Genomic DNA, 22,061 nt, shown 5'->3' with positions numbered 1-22,061 from the left:
TCTTTTTTGTGCCCCGATCGTGCAGCTTTGGAAAGTGACCGGCTGGTCACGCCCGTTGATCAGCGGTCTTGCCTTGTGTCCCAAACCCGGAGCACGAAGATGGTGGCACGGGCTGGGCATATGCGGGTCTTATTTCGAGATGGATTTCGTATCGCCCGCCCAAACACACCCACTTGTGAACTTCGCGGGGCGGCGGGCCGTCATGCTCGTCCAGTTCCTCTCCGAGCCGGTGGTAATGCTCTTCGCCAGGCTTCCTCGCTTCGGCCAGGAGTGCCTTAACTACCGCTCGCTCAGTCCTGCGAGCGTCAGGATCCGGTGGGTGCCAACGATGGGGCGATAGCCGAGCGAACCACCGCTCGCGCCCTTCCCTCTGGTTGGTGCACGATGAGCGGGACACGTGCACCAACCCAAACCAATCGCGACCCACACTGGATCACGGGTAGACAAGTACCAGCGTCTACGCCAATGTAAAAATCGTTGCCGAGCAAGGACTTCCTGCCAACCTCCCCTGCCTGGCACAGTTGCTGCAAGCATGAGCTCAAACTTGTATTCAAGATTGAACTCATGCTTCCCGACGCCTTCTTCAAGGTTCGAGCGCTGCTCGAATCCTACGCCACCAAAAGCACGACGCCTCGCGACATCGTCGACACGGTGTTCGCCCGGATCGAAGCCTCCTGTCGCCCCGAAGTCTGGATATCGCGCGTGAGTGCCGCCGATCTCGGCAGCCGGGCTGCCGCGCTCGAAGAAGCGCGCGCGCGCCTGGGCGCCGCGATCTTTGAGCGGATGCCGCTGTTCGGCGTACCGTTCGCGGTGAAGGACAACATCGACGTCGCCGGCATGCCAACCACCGCAGCCTGCGACGCCTTCGCGTACACGCCCGCAGCCTCGGCATTCGCCGTCGATCGTCTGCTCGACGCCGGCGCCATCCTCATCGGCAAGACGAATCTCGACCAGTTCGCCACAGGCCTGGTCGGCACACGCTCGCCCTATGGCGGCGTGCGACAGTTCGAATCCGATGCGCACATCTCCGGCGGATCAAGCTCCGGCTCGGCAGTCGTTGTTGCGGCTGGGCTGGTTGCGTTCTCACTCGGCACGGATACCGCTGGCTCGGGGCGTGTTCCGGCAGGCTTCAACGACCTCGTGGGTGTCAAGCCAACGCCTGGCATCGTAAGCAAGCGCGGCGTGGTACCGGCGTGCCGGAGCCTGGACTGCGTGTCGATCTTCGCGCATGACGTGGGCGACGCCTGGGAGGTCCTGCTGCAGATGGCGAAGTACGATGGAGACGACAGCTATGCGCGCCGAGTGCCGGCACTCGGACTGCCCCATGCACCACTGCGCCTCGCCGTGCCGGATCAGTTGACCTTCCAGGATGACGCTCAGGCGCATCAGGCCTTTGCCGCCACGCTCGACACGATCGCTTCGCGCCTTGCGCTTTCGCCAACAAGCGTGCCGTTCGAACCCATGCAGCGAACTGCCGCGCTGCTTTACGACGGCCCGTGGGTAGCGGAGCGCCGTGCCGCGCTCGGTTCCTTCTTCGAGACGAATCGCGCCGACATCGATCCGGTTGTCGCCGAGGTGATTGCCAAAGCGGACGGCTACAGCGCTGTCGATGCGTTCGACGGGCAGTATGCACTCGCCGCACTGCGCCGCGAAGTGGAAACGCTGTTCGAGGCGATCGACGTCCTCATCGTGCCGACCACGCCCACGCATCCAACCTTCGACGAAGTACGTGCGGACCCGATCGGGGCGAACAGCCAGCTTGGCGTCTATACCAACTTCGTGAATCTGCTCGATCTGTGCGCTCTGGCGGTGCCGGGCGTTCGCCGCGCGGACGGCCTGCCAGCCGGCGTGACGCTGATCGCGCCAGCGGGCGCCGACCAGCGCCTGGCAGTGCTCGGCGCACGCATCCAGGCGCTCTTCATCGCGAACGCTACACCCGACGACGCTGCCAGGATTGCCGCGCGACCGCTGCCCTTCGAAGAGCCGACGGTGACACTCGCCGTGGTCGGCGCTCATCTGCGCGGGCAGCCCCTCTGCTGGCAACTGCTCGAGGCTGGTGCGCGTTTCGTCGAGACCACCACCACGTCTTCGCACTACCGCCTTTACGCGCTCGCCGGTACGAAGCCGGCCAAGCCCGCTCTGGTGCGTACGCCGCACGAGGCCGGCCAGCCCATCGAAATCGAGCTCTGGGAAGTGCCGCTGCGCAGCTTCGGCGCATTCGTTGCCCACGTGCCGGCGCCGCTCGGCATCGGCAGCGTGCAGACAGCCGATGGACTCATCGTCAAGGGCTTTATCAGCGAGCCCTCGGCGGTCGCACCAGGCAGCGGCGCACACGACATCACTGCATTCGGCGGCTGGCGTGCATGGCTCGCAACGGCGGCCGGAACGCAAGCCCAATCCGATCGGCAATTCTGAATATATGCATTGAACTCACGAGGAGTCCAACCATGACAAACCGTCGCGATTTTCTCAAGGGCGCTGGCGCCCTCGCCCTTGGCAGCACGCTCCCATTCGACCTCGCTTTCGGTGCCGAGCCGCTTACGGTCGGCGTCATCTACGTCGGTTCGCGCGGCGATTACGGCTACAACCAGGCACAAGCGCAAGCTGCGGCTGTCATCAAGAAGCTGCCGAACGTGAAGGTCGTCGAGGAAGAAAACGTGCCCGAGACCGTCGCCGCCCAAAAGACCATGGAGGCGATGATCGAGCAGGACGGTGCGACGCTCATTTTCGCGACCTCGTTCGGCTACTTCGATCCCCATGTGCTGAAAATGGCAGCCAAATATCCGAAGGTTCGCTTCGCCCACTGCGGCGGTCTCTGGAAGAGCGGCAATCCGGCCAACATCTCCAGCTACTTCGGCTATATCGACGAATGCCAGTATCTGAACGGCGTCGTGGCGGGCCATGCGAGCAAGACGAAGAAGCTCGGCTTCGTCGCGGCCAAGCCTATTCCGCAGGTGCTGCGCAACATCAACTCATTCACGCTGGGCGCGCAGTCGGTGGATCCGTCGATCGCCACGCACGTGATTTTCACGGGCGACTGGTCGATGCCGGTGAAGGAGGCGGAGGCCGCCAACAGCCTCGTCGATCAGGGCTGCGACGTGCTCACGTGTCACGTGGACGGACCCAAGGTCGTAATCGAGACAGCCGAGAAACGCGGCGCGATGAGCTGCGGTTACCACGCAAGCCAGGCGGCGCTGGCGCCGAAGGGCTATCTGACGGGCGCCGAATGGGACTGGGCGACGCCCTACAAGCTGCTCGTCACAAACGCGCAGACGGGCAAGCCGCAGCCGAACATTCTTCGCGGCGGTCTGCGCGAAGGCTTCGTGAAGATGTCTCCGTATGGCGCGAAGGTGACACCCGATGCCCGCACGCAAGCCGACACCGTGAAGGCGAAGATGGTCGCGGGCGACTACGTCATCTTCAAGGGACCGATGAAGGACAACAAGGGCGGCAGCGCCATTGCGGCCGGCACGAGCTACGCACAGACCGATCTCGCGCTCGAAAGCATGAATTATCTGGTTGCCGGTGTGGTTGGCCAGATCTGACGGCCGTAAGCGTCCTCGCCAGGAGTCCTGATGCCCGCATCCCTTTCTCCCGCTCACGGGCCGTCGCGAAGGCTGCCTGCAAGTCTCGCGCGCCTGCTGCTTGCGCTGTTGCCTGCGTTGCCGACAGTATGTGCAATCGTGGCAACTCTGGCGATCTTCGGCATCTTCCTGCTCGTGCAGGGACAGCCGGCCATCCAGGCCCTTGGTCTCATTGGTGAAGGTGCGTTCGGCTCGTCGTTCGCATGGCAGAACACCTTGCTGCGCGCCGCACCGCTCATGCTTACGGCTCTGTGCGTCGCGCTGCCTGCCCAGGTCGGCCTGATCGTGATTGGCGGCGAAGGCGCGCTCGCGCTGGGCGGGCTCGCGGCCGCCGTCGTGCCGCAGTGCCTGCCGCAGGCTACGCCGTGGATCGTCGCGACGCCGCTGATGGCGATTGCAGGCATGCTCGCGGGGGGCCTGTGGATCAGCGCAGTGGGCGCGATGCGTCAATGGCGTGGTGTCAACGAGACCATCAGCAGCCTGCTGATGTCGTATATCGCCATCGCCGTTTTCAAGTTTCTCGTCGAAGGGCCGCTGCGCGATCCCGCCAGTCTCAACAAACCGTCGACGCTGCCCCTCCCCGACGCCATGACCATCGGCTCGCTGCCGGGACTCGACGTGCACTGGGGCCTCTTCTGGGGCGTGCTCGCGTGTCTCGCTGCCTGGGTGCTCGTGCGCCAAAGCACGCTCGGCTTCGCCATGCGCGTAACGGGTGGCAACGTGCACACGGCGCGCCTCGTTGGCCTGCCCGTGGGCGGGCTCGCGCTCACCGCCTGCGCGCTAGGCGGCGCATCGGCGGGACTTGCCGGAATGTTCGAAGTTGCGGCCGTGCAAGGCAGCGCGAATGCGTCGCTGCTCTCGGGCTACGGCTATGCGGGCATCCTTGTCGCGTTCGCGGCACGCCAGAATCCGTTCGCCGTGATCGTGTGCGCGCTGATGGTCGGCGGCATCGAGGCGAGCGGCAGTCTGCTGCAACGTCACCTCGAGTTGCCCGACGCCGCCACGCTCGTGCTGCAAGGGCTGCTTTTCGCGAACCTGTTGGCCTGGGAGGCACTTGCTCCCCGTCTTGCCGCCTGGCGCGTGAAACTTCAGGTCGTCGCGCTCGACACCTCGTCTGCTTCACTGGAGCGTACCCGCCATGCCTGACCTTCATTCGCCCGCTGCGGTACTGCTGATTTCGCTCTTTGCGGGGGCCATTCGCGTGAGTACGCCCTATCTGTTCGTGAGCCTCGGCGAGTGCCTCACCGAGAAAGGCGGCCGCGTGAATCTCGGTCTCGAAGGCATCCTGGTCTCCGGCGCGATGTGCGGCTATGCGGGCTCGTATCTCTCGGGTTCGCCGTGGATCGGCGTGCTCGCGGCGGCGGCGGCCGGTCTGGTGCTCGGCTGCCTGCATGGGCTGGTCTGCTCGCTGCCGCGTGTTTCCGATATCGCGTTCGGCATCGCGCTCATGCTGTTCGGCACCGGCCTGGCGTTCTATCTCGGCAAGCCGTTCATCGAGCCGCAGGCAGCGATGCTCCCGTCGATCGATCTCGGCGCGTGGGCCGCCTCGCAGCAAGTGCACAACGCGTTGCATATCAATCTGCTCTTCGTGATTGGCGTCGTGCTTGCCGTCGCTTTGCAGTGGGGACTGCGCTCGATGCGCTGGGGCATGACGCTGCGGCTCGTCGGCGAGAACGCCGAGAGCGCGCGTGCATTGGGCTATCCCGTTACGCGGATACGCGTCATCGCGACGGCGGTGGGTGGTTTCTTCGCGGGCGTGGGCGGTGCCTATCTCTCGCTCGTCTATCCCGGCAGCTGGAACGAGGGACTGTCGAGCGGGCAAGGCCTGATGGCCGTCGCCCTCGTGATCTTCGCACGCTGGCAGCCGCTGCGCTGTCTTTGGGCCGCGCTGCTGTTTGGCGCTGCCGGAGCGCTTGGCCCCGCCCTGCAGGCAATCGGCGTGACCAGCGGCTATTACCTCTTCAACGCCGCCCCTTACGTGCTGACGCTCGCGCTCATGATCATCAACTGCAGGCCGGACCGCACGCTGGCGGGCGCACCCGGCGAGCTGAGCCTGACGCGCTGAGCGCGGACAGCTTCCGACCGACCGACCGACCGAATCCAGAATCGCCCGCGCTCGCGTAGCGCGCGACCGGAGATCAACATGACCCGTACCATCGAAGCCCGTCCCTATTCCTGGCCCTACGACGGGAATCTGCGCCCCGACAACACGGCGCTCGTCATCATCGACATGCAGACCGACTTCTGCGGTTACGGCGGCTACGTCGACAAAATGGGCTACGACCTCTCGCTCACGCGCGCCCCGATCGAGCCGATCAAGCGCGTTTTGGGGCCGATGCGCGAACTCGGCTTCACGATCATCCACACCCGTGAAGGGCATCGGCCGGATCTGTCCGATCTGCCGGCGAACAAGCGCTGGCGCAGCCGCCAGGCGGGCACGAACGGTCTCGGCATCGGTGACATGGGGCCATGCGGCCGGATACTCGTGCGCGGCGAGCCGGGCTGGGAAATCATCGACGAACTCGCCCCGCTGCCGGGCGAAATCATCATCGACAAGCCTGGCAAAGGCTCATTCTGCGCGACGGACCTCGAACTGATCCTGCGCACGCGCGGCATTGCGAATCTCGTGCTCACGGGCATCACGACGGATGTCTGCGTCCACACGACGATGCGCGAAGCAAACGACCGCGGCTTCGAATGCACGTTGCTCGCGGACTGCTGCGGCGCGACCGATAAGGGCAACCATGACGCTGCGCTGAACATGGTCCTGATGCAGGGCGGCGTGTTCGGCACGGTGTCCAGTTCGGCGGCGCTCGTCGCTGCCCTGGAGCAGTGACCATGATCACCGCGACACGCGCGCTCGGCGTCGAGGTGATCGGCGCGAGCAAGAGTTTCGGGACGTTCCGCGCACTCGATGACGTTTCGATCAGGGTTGCGCCCGGGACGGTTCACGCGCTGCTCGGCGAAAATGGAGCAGGCAAGAGCACGCTCGTGAAGGGGCTCGTGGGCTACGGCCCGCTCGATCACGGCACGATTGTGGCCGATGGAAGCGAGGTGCGCATCGCATCCCCGCGCGATGCGCAAGCGCTCGGCATCGGCATGGTCTATCAGCATTTCACACTCGCGGCGGGGCTCAGCGTCGAGGAGAACCTGCTCCTTGCGCGCGGCAACCTGTCATGGAAGATCGACTGGGCGGCCGAGCGCAACGCGCTCGACGCCTTCATGCGCCGCATGCCGTTTCGCCTCGAACTCGATGCGCCGGTCTCGTCACTCGCGGCGGGAGAAAAGCAGAAGCTGGAAATTCTCAAGCAGTTGTATCTGGAGCAGCGCTTCCTGATTCTCGACGAGCCCACCTCCGTGCTCACCCCGCAGGAAGCCGACGAAGTGCTCGGCCTCATGCGCACGCTTGCCTCGCGCGGTGACCTCACGGTGCTGATGATCACTCACAAGTTCCGCGAGGTAATGGCCTATTCGGACAACGTCACGGTATTGCGCAAGGGCCGCTTCGTCGGCACCTGCGCGGTGGCCGACACCGACCGCGACCGGCTGGCCGCCTGGATGATGGGCAGCGACGCAAGCGCGCAAACGCGTGAGGGCGCCGCTGAAGACACCGATGAGTTCCGGCCTGCGCGCCGGCCGAACTCGCCCGACGCTCCGGTGCGGCTCTCGCTATCGAGCCTTTCGGTCGTCGACGAGCGTGGGCACGCTGCCGTGCGCGAGGCGTCGCTGAGCGTGCGCGCGGGCGAGATCCTCGGGCTTGCGGGCGTCTCCGGCAACGGTCAGAAGGAACTGATCGAAGCGCTCGTCGGGCAGCGCAAGGCCCAGTCGGGCGCGATGGCCGTGGAAGGTTCGCCCTATGCCGCGACGCGCGAAGAGATGACACGCATGCGCGTGTTCGCCCTTCCCGAGGAGCCGCTGCGCAATGCTTGCGTGGCAGGCATGAGCGTGGCCGAGAATATGGCGCTGCGGGATTTCGACCGCGCGCCGCTGCGGCGCGGCGGATGGTGGCTCGATCGTCGCGCCATGCGCTCGCGCGCCGAGCGGCTGATCGCCGAATTCGACGTGCGGCCTGCGCTGCCCGAGCGCGCCATCGGCTCGCTGTCGGGCGGCAACGTACAGCGCGCCGTGCTGGCTCGCGAGCTTGGGCACGCAGTGAACGTGCTGATCGTCGCGAATCCTGTGTTCGGACTCGACTTTGCCTCCGTCGCGGACATCCACGCCCGCATTCTCGCGGCGCGCGATGCCGGTGCGGCCGTGCTGCTCGTCAGCGAAGATCTCGACGAACTGCTGGAGCTTGCCGACCGGATCGTGGTGATGGCCGAGGGACGTCTCGTCTACGAGACTGCAGCAAACGAGGCGGATCGAGTGGTGCTTGGGCGTTACATGGCGGGCCATGGCGACGAAGGCAGGCCGCAGACGGCTGAGCCGGCCGAGCTGCACGCAAGCGCCTGAGCGGCGCGCGAACGATACACAACCCAAACGGAGAAATGTCGCGATGACAACCATCGCCAGCGCAAAGCCCGCGCCGTTCACGTTCGACGCGCGTCATACGGCGCTCATCGTGATCGACATGCAGCGCGACTTCATCGAGCCGGGTGGCTTTGGCGAGGCGCTCGGCAACGACGTATCGCTGCTTTCAGGCATCGTGCCGACCGTCGCGCGGCTGCTCGCGCATGCGCGCTCGGCGGGATGGCAGGTCGTGCACACCCGCGAATCGCATACACCCGACCTCTCCGACTGCCCCCCGGCCAAACGCATGCGCGGCATGCCAGATGCGCGCATTGGCGACGCAGGACCGATGGGCCGCATCCTCGTGCGCGGCGAGCCCGGCAACGCGATCATCGACACGCTCGCGCCGATCGACGGAGAACTCGTCATCGACAAGCCCGGCAAAGGCGCTTTCTACGCAACGCAGCTCGGCGAGGAACTCTCGATACGAGGCATCACGCATCTCGTGTTCGCGGGCGTGACGACCGAGGTCTGCGTGCAGACTTCGATGCGCGAGGCCAACGATCGGGGCTACGAGTGTCTGCTGGTCGAGGACGCGACGGCAAGCTACATACCGGCGTTTCGCGAAGCGACGATTGCAATGATTCATTCGCAGGGCGGCATCGTCGGCTGGACCGCTTCGCTCGACGCCCTGCTGGGGGCAGACTGATGACGATGGAAGTGAACCGGCCCGAGATCGTCGCGCAGGTCGCGGCAGCTTTCGAGGCTTACGAGCGAGCGCTCGTCGACAACGACGTCGAGACGATGAACGCCCTGTTCTGGGACGCACCCGAAACGGTGCGCTATGGCATCGCCGAAATCCAGCATGGTGGCGACGCGATCCTCCGCTGGCGGGAAACCTGCGTGCCGGTGCCCCGCTCGCGGCGGTTGCACCGCACCGTGGTGACGACGTTTGGCGGCGACTACGCGACGGTGAGCACTGAGTTCACGAGCGACACCACGCCTTTGACGGGCCGCCAGATGCAGACCTGGGCGCGGCTGCAGGAGGCGAACGATATGTTCGGCGGCTGGACGATCGTGGCGGCGCACGTGAGCCTCATCGAGCCCGTTTAAGGGCGGATAATAGGGAGCCGGCCCCCGTCGCCCACCATTGCACCGACGCGCCGCACCACTCTCGACGTTATCGATACCTGACTCATGGACGACTTGACCGAAGCCGCCGCCGAAGCCCCCGCAGCATCTGGCACGAAGGTGACCTATAGCGCAAACCCCCTTGCCGAGCAGGTGTATCAGCTCATCAAGCAGGACATCTTCAGTTTTCGACTGTTTCCCGGCGACCGCTTTTCCGAAAACGACATTGCCCAACACCACGGCGTGTCGCGCACGCCGATGCGCGATGCGCTGTTCCGTCTCGCGCGCGAAGGCTATCTTGAGGTGGGGTTCCGGCGCGGCTGGAAAGTCTGCGATATCGACTTCAATCAACTCGACCAGTTGTATGACCTGCGCATCGTTCTCGAACTGGCGGCGCTCGAGCGGCTCTCGGGAGCGCCACACGATGCGATGGATGCGTTGCGAGCCGTATGGTGCATTGACGAACGGGAACGCGAAAGCCGTCCGGCCACGATGTTCGTGCTCGACGAGGGCTTTCACCGCGGCCTCGTGAGTGCTGCCGGCAACAATGAGATGCTGCGCGTGCACAACGAAGTGACCGAGCGCATCCGCATCGTGCGGCGGCTCGATTTTCTCAAGGCGCATCGCACGAGCGCGACGTACGACGAGCATTCGGCGATGCTCCATCTCATCGATCGCGGCAAGTTTGGCGAGGCTGCCATCCTGCTGCGCGCTCACATTACGCAAAGCAAGCTCGAGGTGCGAAAGATCACGCTGTCGATGCTCGCGACTGCGCGCGACGAGAAGCTGCCCTTCGTCAGCTAGAGAGTGCCTTTCCGGGGCTTTGGTGCAACTATCTGGCGCGGTCTCCGGACACAGCCTTCAGCCTTCATGTCTTCGAGACGCCCTTCAAGGGGTAATCGTACTTTCCATGCAGAATTTGGCATTCCACCCCGGCGACTACGAGGAAGTCGAAGATCCGAGGGCTCGTCGGTACTTCGCGGTTCGCCGGTTGAGGCTAGCTGCTCGCTCGAGTCCCAGCCGACACGCGGCAGGTTTCGACTTCTCAGTGTATGCGCGCGAGGTTACGAAGGAGCGAATCGCCGTCCTGCGTCACGCGAGGTCGCACTGCCCCGCCGGCAAGCCTCTCCATGGTGACGAGCTGACGTTCAAGCAGCGTATCGAGTTCTTCCCGCTCGGCAATGTGGTCAGCCGAGTCCCTGACCAGCATCAATGTCGCAAATTCATGGGCGCTGAGCATGCTTGCCTCCTGATAGCTTGAGTAGGTGCTGTATGGATTGTGTTGGCTGAGGCGCTCGCTTTTGACGTCGCCTGCCGATGGCGCGCTCGCTGCAATGGCGCGGGGAGTTGATGGTAGGGGCAGCGCAGCGGCGGGGCAATCCAGGGTCGTCCCGCATATTGGGTCGATTGGGAAGTGCCGCACTGCAACAGATGCGGTGGCGATCACGCAAAAACGGGTTTCGGCACGCTGGAGATTGGGAGGATCGTCGACGTAGCCGTTCGGGCTGTAAGCCGCCTTCTCGAGTTGAGCCAGTTCGGCCGCCAATGACTACAATTTAGGGATAGTCGCATTCCCCAAGGAGGCTGCCATGGCTCAATCAATGATCAGTTTTTGGGTTGGCCTTGTGGTTCTCGTTGTCGTTGCATCGGCCTTGTCCAGGCGCTACAGGCACGATCACCCGGGAGAGAGCCTGAGTCAGTGGCTCGATACACATCATATGAGCTGGATGCATCGCAAGCACTAGCTGGCGGCGCGGGCTGACGCCGAGGAGCGCACCATGGCCTTCACCCTCACCTCACAAGCTTTCCACGAAGGAAGCGAGATTCCTCGGCGCTACACCTGCACGGGCGCGGACGTCTCCCCGCCGCTCTCGTGGTCCGGGGTACCCGCCAACGCGAAAAGCCTCGTGCTGATCGTCGACGACCCCGACGCGCCCGACCCGGCCGCGCCACGGATGACATGGGTCCACTGGGTGCTTTACAACATCCCGACGACGGCTCCTGGTGTTCAGGAGGGCGTCACTGCGGGCGCGCTTCCGGCAGGCACACTTGAAGGCACCAACGACTTCCATCGCACCACGTATGGCGGCCCATGCCCGCCCACTGGCCGTCATCGGTATTTCCATAAGCTCTACGCGCTCGACACCGTGCTGCCCGATCTTCACAAGCCCACAAAGGCGGCGTTGGAAAAGGCGATGCAAGGCCATGTCGTGGAGCACACCGAACTGCTCGGCACATTCAAGAAGTAACACGCAGACCCCTGGACGCTACTTGTCCGGGATTGTCGATTCCGCGTCGATGACAAGAAGCGCATCCAGCAGCTTGAGAAGGAATTGCAGCGCAAGGAGAAGGCGCTGGCGGAAGCGGCTGCGCTTGTGATTCTGAGAAAAAAGTCCAGGCGATCTGGGGATGTCCGCGCCGAATCTGGTGAGGGCTATTGCATATGGCTCGTCACTACATGGCCGCGCGGCCCTCTCCGACCCCAAGTCCAAAAACTCTCTGTACGGCGTCAATTCGCGAATTTACGTCGAGCTTTTCGAAGATATTTTTCAAATGCCACTTGACCGTCTCGGGTGCCAGTTTCAACGACCGGCCGATTTCCTTGTTCGAAAGACCGCGGGCAACGCACTCGAGTACCTCAAACTCCCTCGCACTAAGAGCATCCGGTGACAGCGGCACGGCCTCAACATGCGCGGGCGACACAGCCGGTGAGTTGCCGAAGGCATCAAAAGCTGTAAGCAGCCTGTCGACATACGCCGTTTCTGCCGTGGAAACATTCGCTGAAGCCAAGCGAAATTGCTGTAGCAACGCGCGCACGGGTGGCCCCTCATCAACGAAGCTGTTAATCATGCCGCTCTGCCTTCCGAGCCGTAGCGCTCGTTCGAGCGCACCAAGCGCCTTTTCGGACGCTCCACATTGCGCGAGCGCGCATGAGAACAGCAAGGAAACCACAGCCTCCGAATAGCGCCTGCCCGTAGCAGCCAGAGTATCGAGCAAAGGTGTGAGAAGCGTGACGGCTTCATCTGCACGATTCCCGGCGATCAGTACGCGAGCCTGCAGGAGACAATAGCTCGTCCAGGTGTCTACCGCGCACCCAGTCCGCCCTTCGCACATCATTGGCACGCTCTTGCTCAGCTCGTCGGCGATCTGTCTCGCTTGAGCAACGTTGCCTTCTACAAGGAGCAATCTTACCGTTTCGGCATCCAGCGCCAACTTCAGACGTAGCCAGTGTCGGGTTACGGCGGCCTGTCGACCGTCTTCGAGAATAGCCAGCGCCGAACCCATCTCCCCGTCGCGCCACAGCAAGCGTGCTGCAGACAGTATATGGCGCATCAAACCAGTTAGCGGCGAGGTTTCCAGTGCAGCGGTCGTGCGGCCCGCGATCATCCTCCGCGCTTCAGGCAGTTCGTTGCACTCATAGTAGATCGCAGCAAGGCAACTGGCCGCCCAGGTTGCGCAGGATGACGAGTGGCCCCATGCTTTTTCGATGCGGTGGAACATCGCCTCAAAAATTCGCCTTGATTCAGACAGCTCGCCATGCATAAATGCAGCAACACCGAACGACGAGCGTCGAAACATATCCGAGTAGTCGGGCTCCTGACCCTGTTCAACTCGCTCGCCGACGGCGTCGCGTATTTCACGTATCTGGTCGAACCTACCCCTGTGCATCAAGCCGAAGAGCTGCGCGAATTGCGCACAGCGCTGCACCCACGGCGCTGTAGGCGCCATTGAGGCTTGAGCAGCACGCCCTAGTTCGAGCGCCCGCTCGCTTTCCTCCACCATGGTGGCGATCAGTGCGCTGACCGCGTTGATCTCCGCCAATGCCGCTTCCTCTACCATGCTGGTATCCTTGCGACGCCCGCGAAAGAATTCGTTGTTAACAGCAGCAACCTCCCTTGAGGCGGCGTCCGGCTGAATCGAGAACACGAGCGCCCATGCTTTCGTCAGGCGCAAACGAAGCCGTTTCTGGATGACATCCGGTGGCAGTTTTCCGATCCATCCTAGCAACGTGTTCAACTCACCGCGCTCGAGCATCTCCGTCGCACAGTTTTCAACCCACTGTGCCGCCTGCTCGAGTTCGCCTGCAGCCAAGGCATGTCTGACTGCCTCGGGCCAAAGACGTGCTCCTGCAAACCATTGGGACGCACGACGGTGCAGCAACGGGACGTGTTGCGGCATCTGGCGAAGAAGGCGCCGACGAAGTGCGTCGGACAGGAGCGCATGATAGCGGTACCAGTGCCGTGTTTCATCCAGCGGCCGGATGAACACGCTGTGCCGCTCGAGCCAGTCGAGCTCGCCCCCGCTTCCACTTCCCTTGCCCATGATGGCATCGCACAACTCAGGGGCGAGTCGTTCAAGAATCGACGTATACAGCAGAAACTTCAGCATATGGAGCGGCAGATGTGCGAGCACGGTATCGTTCAGGTACGAATCGATTCCGGAGCTGACTCCGACCAGCGCACCGGCGACCTTGGCCGCATCGCCCACATCGCGTAGCGCAAGAGCAGCAAGTTGCAAGCCAGCGACCCACCCCTCCGTTGCCTCGTTCAGCAACTCAACACTGGTCCGGTCAAGCGGCACGGTGCCTGTCCGGTCAAAAAATGCCTGCGCATCGGCGATCGAAAAACGGAGATCGTCGACATCAATACGAACTAGTTCCTCTGGAGCTCGAAACTGACCAACTATCAAGGCCGGTTCACCTCGCACCCCGAGCAGGATATGCATGTTCTCGGGGGCATAGCGAAGCAGACGGGAAGTAATCGCAAGAACTGGTTTCGCAGTCAGACGGTCGGCGTCATCCAGCACGAGGAAAACGCGCCTGCCGGATGCAGCGATCCCGTTCAGGAGAAGTGAAATGACCGTTCTGATAGGAGTCAGCGGATCGTTATTAAGGATCTGTTGCGCTTGCGAGGCAATTTCCGCCGAGGCCCTGGCGAATGCGGCCACCAGGTAAGCGCACAACTGCTGCGGATCATCGTCTTCTGCGTCGAGGCTGAGCCATGCAACAACATGCTTTCGCTGCGACAGCGCTTCACACCAACCAGCAAGCAATGTCGTCTTGCCGAACCCCGCCGGGGCGGTCACGACGGTGATGCTGCGAACCGGCTGCTTACGCAACCACTTAAGCAACACGGATCGTTGCACGCAGCCAGACGGAAGACGGGGCGGGAGCATCTTGGTCTGAATCAGCGACACGCTCCATGGGCGATCGGTACTGTCTGAAGACGCATGCATGTTTGTCCTCTACTGGCCCCCAATCCAGAAATAATAGCGCGAAATTATGCCAGCGCTATTGCTGCGACCCATTGCACGCCGCTCCGTCCAGGTCACTCAGCAGACGGACATCAGACCCGCGACCCCGCCGCACCGACGGTCCGCGCTCCAAATGCTTGGATTGCCGCTAGTGATGCATTCGAGCCATGCCACAAGAGGCATGTTGTCGAGTCGTACGTGCGATTCTTCGTGCCAAAGGCGTATGCGGCGGGGCTGCGTCTCGCGGAATCCGCGGCCCGGTTGTGGGATGCATTCGAAGACGCACACATCAAGGCGAATCTGGATGGGCCGGTGGAGATCGGCATGAAATACTTCACTGCCGCGGTCGAAGCCGCACTGCTGTTCGGTTCAGCCCCAGACAGTGAAACCTTGAAGTTCGACGCCCTCTTCTGGAACGAGATGGTCGAACGAAGTCGTTATGTGCTGGGGCAGAAAGCAAGTCGACCCATGTGGTCCACCATCACGCCGCGCCAGGCATCGCGCCCCGTCATGAATATTACCGCTGCCATACCGCCTGACTGGAGCGATCACTCCTGGCAGCCGCTGGTGTTGCCAACGCGCATCGTCCCGGCACGCTACACAACCCGTCCCGAATGGAGCAGCGACGGCGAATCCATGTGGATGCGACTGTCGAAATTCTCGGCGCTCAACCGGCTGTCGCTGCACGCGCTGGCAAGCCTCGTTGCCGTACGCGCCGATGAAACCTGTTGTGCAGGCGTGGACCTTCGGCGCGCTGACCGTTTCGTGTCCTCCCGACTCTGCAGCCTGCTTGAGATTGCGGAGGCGGCAGCGCTCGACGGATTCTGTCTGCCCTCTGGCCATCCCGCTCTGGCATGGGCGGCCATCGAATTGCGTTATTGCCCCAAGTGCCTTGAACGGGGGTTTCACGCGGCGTGGTTTCAGTGGCGATTTATCGAACGATGCCCAGTACATGGATCTCGCTTGCGCGGTGGTTGCCACAAATGCGCTGCGGCTATACCGTATACGCTCAACAGCAATCTGGCAAAGCATCCGTTGGCGTGCGCCTACTGCGGCACGCCATGGGTGCCAGGACTCAATCGTTCCGCCGGCCGCTGCGTACCCGCCAATGGCCGGCTGGCCCGAATCTTCAAACGCTGGCAGATCCATGTCGCCGATGCGATGATGGCGGTCGCCGCCATGCCGGTTTCCGCCGCGCGCCCCGGTCACGGGAAGATTCGCGCCTCAATGTGCCGCAGACATCGAAATCCGGATGCTATGCTGGGCCCGCTGCATCCAGCTGTTGAACCGGCTTTACGAAGTACCGCCACCTTCACTTGCGGAGCTCACTGACCGGTGTAGCGTTAAGCTCGCCATGGTGAATCAAGGCCGAATTGTTCCGTCACCAGACGAAGATTGGGAAACTGGCGTCATTGCCTCGGCTCGTGACGACTGGCCGCATTTCGACGACGATTTTCTGGAATACGAACAGGTTCTGAAGCATGTCGGGTGCGACCTCTTTGGTGATCTCCGTCGAATTGCTCCGATGTATCTGTTCGTGCCAAATCGCTGCGATGCGATTGTCGCCCACACCCAGGACATGAGTGCCGATCAGGCGACTGCTCTCGGCTGGTCAATCAGCTGGTACGGTTTCTCGCGCACATGCGCGGCAGAACACTAGCCTTGCATGCCAGCCGTGGGCCTGACCGGATGGCTTGCCCACGCACCACACCGTCCCGCTGAGTTTCCTCCTGATCGCTGGCGGGAGCAGATGTTCGCGTGGCTGGCGCAAGATCTGGCGAGGTCAGCCTGCGCATGGGCGCGCATTGTGCGGTTCATGCGTGCCAGAGAAAAATATCTGTTTCACGCCCTACTCGTGCGGCCCGCTGAACTGGCACGCCTGCACCCGCCTTTTCAAGGCGGCACACAGTCTTTTGCGCTCGAGAAAAATTTTAAAAATTCGAAGCAGTGAGATAATTTATATTATCGCGTCACTCACTTCTTTTATGAAAAGTTGGCACCATGGAAACGCGTCAGACCCAGGAGCCCGCTGGGCAGGGTTTCCCCAATGCCGACTCGCTTGCCGCCCTGCGCGGCTGGTATGCGGGCCTGTCCTCGCGCGCAGCCGTGGCCCGCTACCTGGGCGGGCGCAGGGCGGCAGGCGTTTCCTCGCGGGGTCTCATCGGAGACATCCGCAGGCAACTGATCGCCTTTGCGCATAGCCGGCATCGGCCCGATCTGGCGGCAGTCTTCGAACATACACCCACGCAACGGCACGCACGGGCGGGCACGGTCGAGCGCACGATCAGGACGCTTGGATCGTTGCCCGTACCACAACCGCAAGTGACCGACGACGTCGCGCTGTGGTTCGCGCCGCGCACAGTGCGGGCGCTGCATGCGCACGGCATTCGTACGCTCACGGATCTGACGGTACGCATTCCGCGCCGGCGCCAGTGGTGGACCCGGATCAAGGGGCTCGGGGCGACCGGCGCGCACGCCATCGAAGCGTTCTTCGCCGCGCACCCTGCCTTGACCAAGAGTGCCCGTGCCTTGATCACGCTCACGCAGCCGGCCGGTATCGTGCCGTGGGAGCAGCTACGGCTGCCGCATGAAGTCGACGGTTCGCAGGGTACGTTGCGCGCCCCGCGCGAGACCTGCACGCTCAATGCCACGAACGACTACGAGGCCGTGCAGGCGTGGCTCGCGCTGCACGAAACAGTCACGACGCAGCGCGCCTACCGCAAGGAAGCCGAGCGGCTGATCCTCTGGGCCATCGTCGAGCGAGGACGCGCGTTCTCGTCGCTGACAACCGACGACGCGATTGCATACCGGACGTTTGTACGCAGTCCCTCGCCCCGTGAACGCTGGGTCGGTCCCCCGCGACCGCGTGATTCTGTCGAATGGCGCCCCTTCACAGGCGGCCTGTCGGCGCGCTCGACTGCCTACGCATTGACGGTCCTCTCGGCGCTGTATCGATGGCTCATCGAGCAGCGCTACGTGCTGGCCAACCCCTTTGCCGGCGTCAAGGTTCGCGGCGCGGCGCTGCGCCCCGAACTCGACACGACGCGCGGCTTCACCGAGGGCGAGTGGCTGCTGCTGCGGGCCTTTGCGGACGGTCTCGAGTGGTCGTACGGCTGGTCCGCACCGGCCGCACAGCGGCTGCGCTTCCTGCTCGACTTCGGCTACGCGACGGGCCTGCGCGCGAGCGAACTCGTGGGGGCCGTGCTGCGCGACATCCGTGCTGACGGGCACGGCGAGTCGTGGCTTCACCTCATTGGCAAAGGCAGCAAACCCGGCAGGGTGGCGTTACCGCCGCTGGCAACCGATGCGCTTGATCAATATCTGCTTGAACGACGGCTGCCGGTCTCACGGGAGCGCTGGAGCCCGGCGACGCCAATCCTCGCCAGCCTCGGCGAGAATGAGGGCGCGGGTATTACGGGCGCGCACCTGTGGCGCGTCATGCGCCGGTTCTTCGTGGAAGCCGCTGGCGTGCTGGAGGGTGATCATCCGCTGCTGGCGGAAAAACTGTGCCGCGCGAGCCCGCACTGGATGCGGCACTCCCACGCCAATCATGCACTCGCGCGCGGCGCGGAACTGACGAGCGTACGCGACAACCTGCGCCACTCGTCCATCTCAACGACCTCGATGTACCTGCGCGGAGACGACCTCAAGCGCGCCCGGCAGTTCGCTGAGGCCTTTGGACGTCGCATCAGGAAACAGCGTACACCGTCTGACTTGCAGTGAAATCAGCGCCTTCGACCATCATGCCTTCGATCAATACGGATCATCTTGCGCCCAACATCACGCCGACGGGTCATCTTCTTGCGGTGCCGAAAACCGATGCTCCCCCTGTGCCGGAAGACATCGCGCTCGACCGCGCTTTCCAGGCCGGCGCAGGCCACGGCCTGCTCTATCTCGGCAGCACGGTAATCGGACGGGCACTGCCCCCCGCCTGGGGCTGGTGGCGCGACTTCGCCATGCGTTACGTCACCGCGTTATGCACGACGGCCACAGACGGGGACATCGCAGTCGCCGAACCGGACGCCCGGGACATCGGGAGGCTGATCGACGATGCCCCACCCATGACGGGCGTCGAATATCTCACGCCGCAAGTGCTCGCGACACTGTGGGGCGAGATCGGCAGCGCCCTGCGCCAGGAGCTGGCCAGCACGGGCGGCTCGCTTCAGGCATTTCTCAGGTCGCGTCACCCCACCTGGAATCTGGTGGGCCGGGTCCACTTCAATCTTGCCGAGAACCGGAAAGACCCTGAGGCCCCCTTCGCTTTTCTGGCCACTTATACGGCGCGCGTCTCTGCGCATGGCAAGACCCAGCATCAGCCCCTGTCGCGCTCGCTCGAGGAATTTTCCGGCACGCGCAACAAGGCGCAGCTTCTTTCGCTGCTGCTCCCCGTTCAGCGGGCGGCCGAGTGTTGCGACTGGGTGCACTCCATGCTTGAGTCGCGCGAGATCTACCATCCGCTGCGCTGGACGCCCACCGAGGCCTGGCACCTGCTCCAGGATCTGCCGGCACTCGAGGCCGCCGGCATCATCGTCCGGCTGCCCGGTACGTGGACGACGGGTCGTCCCGCGCGGCCGAGCGTCACGGCCAGTGTGGGCACGAAACCGCCGTCGCTCGTCGGCAAGGATGCCTTGCTCGATTTCAACCTGGCAGTCTCGCTCGAGGGCGAACCATTAAGCCCCGCCGAAGTCCGAAAGCTGCTCAAGGGCGCCGACGGCCTGCAGTGGATCCGCGGGCGCTGGATCGAGGTGGATACCCGGAAGCTCGGCCGTCTTCTGCAACGCTTCGAAGATCTCGGGCAGGCCGCGCAATCGGGGCTCCCACTCAACGACGCGCTACGCCTGCTGGCAGGCGTGCCGGGCAATGATGCCGAAGTGCCTGAAGAACACAACTGGGCGCAGGTCGTGGCCGGTCCGTGGCTGGCCGATACCCTTCAGAACCTGCGTCAACCGCAAGGCCTGGCGCGCGTCGAGCCGGGCCCCGGGTTGCATGCGCAGCTTCGACCGTACCAGCACGCGGGCGTGCAGTGGCTCTACCTGCTCAGCCGGCTCGAACTGGGCGCGTGTCTGGCCGACGACATGGGGCTCGGCAAAACGATCCAGATCCTCGCGCTGCTCCTCATCCTGAAGCGCGAACAGCGTGATCCACGTCCCAGCCTCCTCGTTGCGCCGGCCTCCTTGCTGGCCAACTGGGCCTCGGAAGCCGAACGCTTTGCGCCCGGTCTGCGCGTCCTGGTTGCCCACCCCTCCGTCACGTCGGCCGAGACCCTGCGCGGCCTCGATGAGGTGCGGCTCGCCCAGACCGACCTCGTCATCACCAGTTTTGGCGCGCTGCTTCGCCAACCCGCGCTGGAGACGATCCGCTGGCGCCTGGCGATCGTCGACGAAGCGCAGGCAATCAAGAACCCCGGAGCCAGGCAGACCCGGCAGGTCAAGAAGCTTCAGGCGCAGTCGCGCATCGCCCTGACAGGTACCCCCGTGGAAAACGGCCTGGCGGACCTGTGGTCCATCTTCGATTTCACGCATCCGGGCCTGCTGGGCTCGGCGAAGGATTTCGCCGGATTCAGCAGGCGTCTCGCGAAAGCCGGGCACTTCGGTCCGCTTCGCTCGCTCGTGCGACCGTACATTCTGCGCCGCCTGAAGACGGACAGGAATGTCATTGCCGATCTCCCGGAAAAGACTCAGCTCAAGGCTTGGTGTCACCTGAGTCCCGTCCAGGCCGCACTGTACGAGCGCGCGGTCCAGGACCTAGCCGCCGCGCTCGACGGTGCAGAAGGCATCGAGCGCAAGGGCATCGTGCTGAGCTACTTAATGCGTTTGAAGCAGATATGCAACCATCCGTCCCAGTGGCTCGGCGACGCGGCATGGAAGCCTGAGGCCAGCGGCAAATTTGCGCGTCTGCGGGAACTGGTCGACGTGATTGCCGCGAAGCAGGAAAAGGTACTCGTATTCACGCAGTTTCGCGAAACCACCGAGCCCCTGGCGGCGTTTCTGGGATCACTGTTTGGCCGCGAGGGATTGATCCTGCATGGCGGCACCCCGGTCGGAAAGCGGCGCGAGCTGGTCAGGCTTTTTCAGGAGGACGAATTGACCCCCTTCTTCGTGCTGTCGCTCAAGGCAGGGGGATCGGGGTTGAATCTCACTGCTGCCTCCCACGTGATTCATTTCGATCGCTGGTGGAATCCGGCCGTGGAGAATCAGGCGACGGACCGGGCCTTTCGCATCGGCCAGCGCAGGAACGTGCTGGTGCACAAGTTCGTCTGCCGGGGCACAGTCGAGGATCGGATCGACCAGCTAATCGAAACGAAGCAGCAACTGGTGAAGGATGTGCTCGAAGGCGGAGCGGAGCTGCTGCTGACTGAAATGACCGATCGGGAGTTGCTCGATCTCGTCAGGCTCGATATACATCGTGCGCAGGGAACCTGACTACGCAAAGGGAATGTGATGGGTTACTACGGTGGATGGAAACCTTATGTCCCGGTGGCTGAACGCCGGAGAAAAGCCGAACAGCAGGTCGCGAAAGCAATCAAGACCGGCAGGATGCTGTCGCCGATCGCGCCGTATCGCGGCGCCATCGCGAAAACCTTCTGGGGCAAGGCGTGGTGCGATAATCTGGAGCGCTACAGCGACTACGGTAATCGCCTGCCGCGCGGGCGCACCTACGTCCGTAACGGTTCGGTGATCGATCTGCAGATCACGGCGGGCAAAATACACGCACAGGTCATGGGATCGAGCCTCTACACGGTCAAGATCGACGTCAGTGCGTCTGCTAATCAACACTGGCGCACGTTGGTCGCCGACTGCGCGTCATCGATCGATTCCATGGTCGAGCTGCTGCAGGGCAAGCTATCGGGCGCCGTCATGGAACGGATCTGCAAGCCGGGCACGGGGCTCTTTCCCTCGCCGAAGGATATCCGGTTCGGTTGCAGCTGCCTGGACTGGGCGTCGATGTGCAAGCATGTGGCCGCGGTGCTGTACGGTATCGGCGCCCGGTTCGACCAGCAGCCCGAACTGCTCTTCACGCTGCGGGGTGTGGACGCCGCCGATCTCGTCAGCAGCACGGGTGCCGGATTGTCCGCAGCGGGACCCGCGCCCGTGTCGGGCAAGGTCCTCGACAACGCGGCCCTGGGCGACGTATTCGGTATCGAGATCGACACCGGCAGCGAGCCGCTCGCCACACCGCCTGCGGCGCGCAAACGGGCAGGCAGGCAATCCGCTTCGCAATCGAGCCGGGTTCCCACGCCATCGATCCCAGCTAAACCGGCAGCGAGTGCGAAATCGACCTCGAAAGGCAAAACGGCGGCACCCAAAACGGTGGTCAAATCCGTCGTTGCCGCAAAACCTGCTGGCAAGGCGCGTGCGGACGCACCAGAGGCGACCCGTTCAGCGAGCGCGAAATCGACCTCGAAAGGCAAAACGGCGGCGCCTAAAGCGGTAGTCAAACCCGTCGTTGCCGCAAAACCTGCTGGCAAGCTTCGCGCGGGGGCTCCAAAGGCGCCCCGTTCAACCGCCACGCAAAAACCACCCACACGTTCGCCGGCGACACCACGATCCCCACAGAAAGCAAAAACATCCCGATGAGGTCAACGTCATGGTCGCCGTCAAATTCGATGATCTTTCCTCGGCCTTCGACTTCGTCAGCTATGCA

General features: G+C 63.5%; 18 protein-coding genes and 1 pseudogene. 17 read left to right on the top strand and 2 right to left on the bottom strand.

What is annotated here, in order from left to right:
- Window positions 1–564: 564 nt before the first annotated feature.
- The 9 genes from atzF to OKW35_RS14290 all read left to right on the top strand — a co-directional run bounded on the left by atzF (window position 565) and on the right by OKW35_RS14290 (window position 9,968).
- The gene (atzF, locus tag OKW35_RS14330) at window positions 565–2,415 is read left to right on the top strand and encodes an allophanate hydrolase (protein ID WP_429552373.1); all 1,851 of its coding nucleotides are present in this window, start codon (window positions 565–567) and stop codon (window positions 2,413–2,415) included.
- Window positions 2,416–2,447: 32 nt separating this feature from the next.
- Complete coding sequence (locus OKW35_RS14325; protein WP_184058694.1) at window positions 2,448–3,545, top strand: BMP family ABC transporter substrate-binding protein; 1,098 nt, start codon at window positions 2,448–2,450, stop codon at window positions 3,543–3,545.
- A gap of 30 nt (window positions 3,546–3,575) precedes the next feature.
- Window positions 3,576–4,730: an ABC transporter permease gene (locus OKW35_RS14320; protein ID WP_429552372.1), complete on the top strand. Its 1,155-nt coding sequence runs from the start codon at window positions 3,576–3,578 to the stop codon at window positions 4,728–4,730.
- A complete protein-coding gene (locus OKW35_RS14315; protein WP_429552371.1) occupies window positions 4,723–5,649 on the top strand; it encodes an ABC transporter permease in 927 nt (308 codons plus the stop codon). Before OKW35_RS14320 ends, OKW35_RS14315 begins: the two co-directional genes overlap by 8 nt.
- A gap of 78 nt (window positions 5,650–5,727) precedes the next feature.
- On the top strand, window positions 5,728–6,420 hold the full coding sequence (gene biuH, locus OKW35_RS14310; RefSeq protein WP_090811211.1) for a biuret amidohydrolase: 693 nt from the start codon (window positions 5,728–5,730) through the stop codon (window positions 6,418–6,420).
- Window positions 6,421–6,422: 2 nt separating this feature from the next.
- On the top strand, window positions 6,423–8,036 hold the full coding sequence (locus OKW35_RS14305) for an ABC transporter ATP-binding protein (RefSeq protein ID WP_429552370.1): 1,614 nt from the start codon (window positions 6,423–6,425) through the stop codon (window positions 8,034–8,036).
- 43 nt (window positions 8,037–8,079) lie between these two features.
- Complete coding sequence (locus OKW35_RS14300) at window positions 8,080–8,742, top strand: cysteine hydrolase family protein (protein ID WP_429552369.1); 663 nt, start codon at window positions 8,080–8,082, stop codon at window positions 8,740–8,742.
- A gap of 5 nt (window positions 8,743–8,747) precedes the next feature.
- Window positions 8,748–9,146 (top strand): oxalurate catabolism protein HpxZ, encoded by a 399-nt coding sequence (gene hpxZ, locus OKW35_RS14295; protein WP_429552781.1) that lies wholly within the window; start codon window positions 8,748–8,750, stop codon window positions 9,144–9,146.
- Between the two features lie 84 nt (window positions 9,147–9,230).
- Window positions 9,231–9,968 (top strand): GntR family transcriptional regulator, encoded by a 738-nt coding sequence (locus OKW35_RS14290; protein ID WP_260335150.1) that lies wholly within the window; start codon window positions 9,231–9,233, stop codon window positions 9,966–9,968.
- Window positions 9,969–10,209: 241 nt separating this feature from the next.
- On the opposite strand, the gene OKW35_RS14285 is transcribed toward OKW35_RS14290, so the two are convergent.
- On the bottom strand, window positions 10,210–10,404 hold the full coding sequence (locus tag OKW35_RS14285) for a hypothetical protein (protein WP_184054110.1): 195 nt from the start codon (window positions 10,402–10,404) through the stop codon (window positions 10,210–10,212).
- A 538-nt stretch (window positions 10,405–10,942) separates the two neighbouring features.
- On the opposite strand from OKW35_RS14285, the gene OKW35_RS14280 reads away from it, so the two are divergent.
- The gene (locus OKW35_RS14280) at window positions 10,943–11,413 is read left to right on the top strand and encodes a YbhB/YbcL family Raf kinase inhibitor-like protein (RefSeq protein ID WP_429354451.1); all 471 of its coding nucleotides are present in this window, start codon (window positions 10,943–10,945) and stop codon (window positions 11,411–11,413) included.
- A gap of 51 nt (window positions 11,414–11,464) precedes the next feature.
- Window positions 11,465–11,563: pseudogene (locus OKW35_RS14275) on the top strand (transposase); the annotation flags it as partial.
- Between the two features lie 55 nt (window positions 11,564–11,618).
- On the opposite strand, the gene OKW35_RS14270 reads toward OKW35_RS14275, so the two are convergent.
- Window positions 11,619–14,297 (bottom strand): LuxR C-terminal-related transcriptional regulator, encoded by a 2,679-nt coding sequence (locus OKW35_RS14270; RefSeq protein ID WP_429552368.1) that lies wholly within the window; start codon window positions 14,295–14,297, stop codon window positions 11,619–11,621.
- Window positions 14,298–14,615: 318 nt separating this feature from the next.
- Between OKW35_RS14270 and OKW35_RS14265 the strand changes: the two genes are divergently transcribed.
- The 6 genes from OKW35_RS14265 to OKW35_RS14240 all read left to right on the top strand — a co-directional run bounded on the left by OKW35_RS14265 (window position 14,616) and on the right by OKW35_RS14240 (window position 21,994).
- Entirely contained in the window at window positions 14,616–15,749 is a 1,134-nt protein-coding gene (locus OKW35_RS14265; protein ID WP_429552367.1) for a hypothetical protein, read from the top strand.
- A gap of 22 nt (window positions 15,750–15,771) precedes the next feature.
- Window positions 15,772–16,077, top strand: coding sequence for a hypothetical protein (locus OKW35_RS14260; RefSeq protein ID WP_429552366.1), 306 nt, complete (start codon window positions 15,772–15,774; stop codon window positions 16,075–16,077).
- Window positions 16,078–16,167: 90 nt separating this feature from the next.
- The gene (locus OKW35_RS14255; RefSeq protein WP_429552365.1) at window positions 16,168–16,368 is read left to right on the top strand and encodes a hypothetical protein; all 201 of its coding nucleotides are present in this window, start codon (window positions 16,168–16,170) and stop codon (window positions 16,366–16,368) included.
- A gap of 50 nt (window positions 16,369–16,418) precedes the next feature.
- Window positions 16,419–18,140, top strand: a complete 1,722-nt coding sequence (locus tag OKW35_RS14250; RefSeq protein WP_429552364.1) for a phage integrase family protein — start codon at window positions 16,419–16,421, stop codon at window positions 18,138–18,140.
- A 20-nt stretch (window positions 18,141–18,160) separates the two neighbouring features.
- Window positions 18,161–20,839: a DEAD/DEAH box helicase gene (locus tag OKW35_RS14245; protein ID WP_429552363.1), complete on the top strand. Its 2,679-nt coding sequence runs from the start codon at window positions 18,161–18,163 to the stop codon at window positions 20,837–20,839.
- Window positions 20,840–20,857: 18 nt separating this feature from the next.
- Window positions 20,858–21,994: a hypothetical protein gene (locus OKW35_RS14240; protein WP_429552362.1), complete on the top strand. Its 1,137-nt coding sequence runs from the start codon at window positions 20,858–20,860 to the stop codon at window positions 21,992–21,994.
- Window positions 21,995–22,061: the final 67 nt, after the last annotated feature.

It is taken from the genome of Paraburkholderia sp. MM5477-R1 (genome assembly GCF_050436385.1).
Lineage (GTDB): Bacteria > Pseudomonadota > Gammaproteobacteria > Burkholderiales > Burkholderiaceae > Paraburkholderia > Paraburkholderia tuberum.
Note: the sequence above shows the minus strand (reverse complement) of the source record. Positions and strands in the feature narration are given on the sequence as shown.

Coding starts and splice junctions, on each gene's coding strand:
- OKW35_RS14305 (WP_429552370.1), top strand. CDS start 6,423: ATGATCACCGCGACACGCGCGCTCGGCGTCGAGGTGATCGGCGCGAGC.
- OKW35_RS14240 (WP_429552362.1), top strand. CDS start 20,858: ATGGGTTACTACGGTGGATGGAAACCTTATGTCCCGGTGGCTGAACGC.
- OKW35_RS14325 (WP_184058694.1), top strand. CDS start 2,448: ATGACAAACCGTCGCGATTTTCTCAAGGGCGCTGGCGCCCTCGCCCTT.
- atzF (WP_429552373.1), top strand. CDS start 565: ATGCTTCCCGACGCCTTCTTCAAGGTTCGAGCGCTGCTCGAATCCTAC.
- OKW35_RS14320 (WP_429552372.1), top strand. CDS start 3,576: ATGCCCGCATCCCTTTCTCCCGCTCACGGGCCGTCGCGAAGGCTGCCT.
- OKW35_RS14245 (WP_429552363.1), top strand. CDS start 18,161: ATGCCTTCGATCAATACGGATCATCTTGCGCCCAACATCACGCCGACG.
- OKW35_RS14285 (WP_184054110.1), bottom strand. CDS start 10,404: ATGCTCAGCGCCCATGAATTTGCGACATTGATGCTGGTCAGGGACTCG.
- OKW35_RS14255 (WP_429552365.1), top strand. CDS start 16,168: ATGTTCGCGTGGCTGGCGCAAGATCTGGCGAGGTCAGCCTGCGCATGG.
- biuH (WP_090811211.1), top strand. CDS start 5,728: ATGACCCGTACCATCGAAGCCCGTCCCTATTCCTGGCCCTACGACGGG.
- OKW35_RS14300 (WP_429552369.1), top strand. CDS start 8,080: ATGACAACCATCGCCAGCGCAAAGCCCGCGCCGTTCACGTTCGACGCG.
- OKW35_RS14260 (WP_429552366.1), top strand. CDS start 15,772: ATGGTGAATCAAGGCCGAATTGTTCCGTCACCAGACGAAGATTGGGAA.
- OKW35_RS14290 (WP_260335150.1), top strand. CDS start 9,231: ATGGACGACTTGACCGAAGCCGCCGCCGAAGCCCCCGCAGCATCTGGC.
- OKW35_RS14250 (WP_429552364.1), top strand. CDS start 16,419: ATGGAAACGCGTCAGACCCAGGAGCCCGCTGGGCAGGGTTTCCCCAAT.
- hpxZ (WP_429552781.1), top strand. CDS start 8,748: ATGGAAGTGAACCGGCCCGAGATCGTCGCGCAGGTCGCGGCAGCTTTC.
- OKW35_RS14280 (WP_429354451.1), top strand. CDS start 10,943: ATGGCCTTCACCCTCACCTCACAAGCTTTCCACGAAGGAAGCGAGATT.
- OKW35_RS14315 (WP_429552371.1), top strand. CDS start 4,723: ATGCCTGACCTTCATTCGCCCGCTGCGGTACTGCTGATTTCGCTCTTT.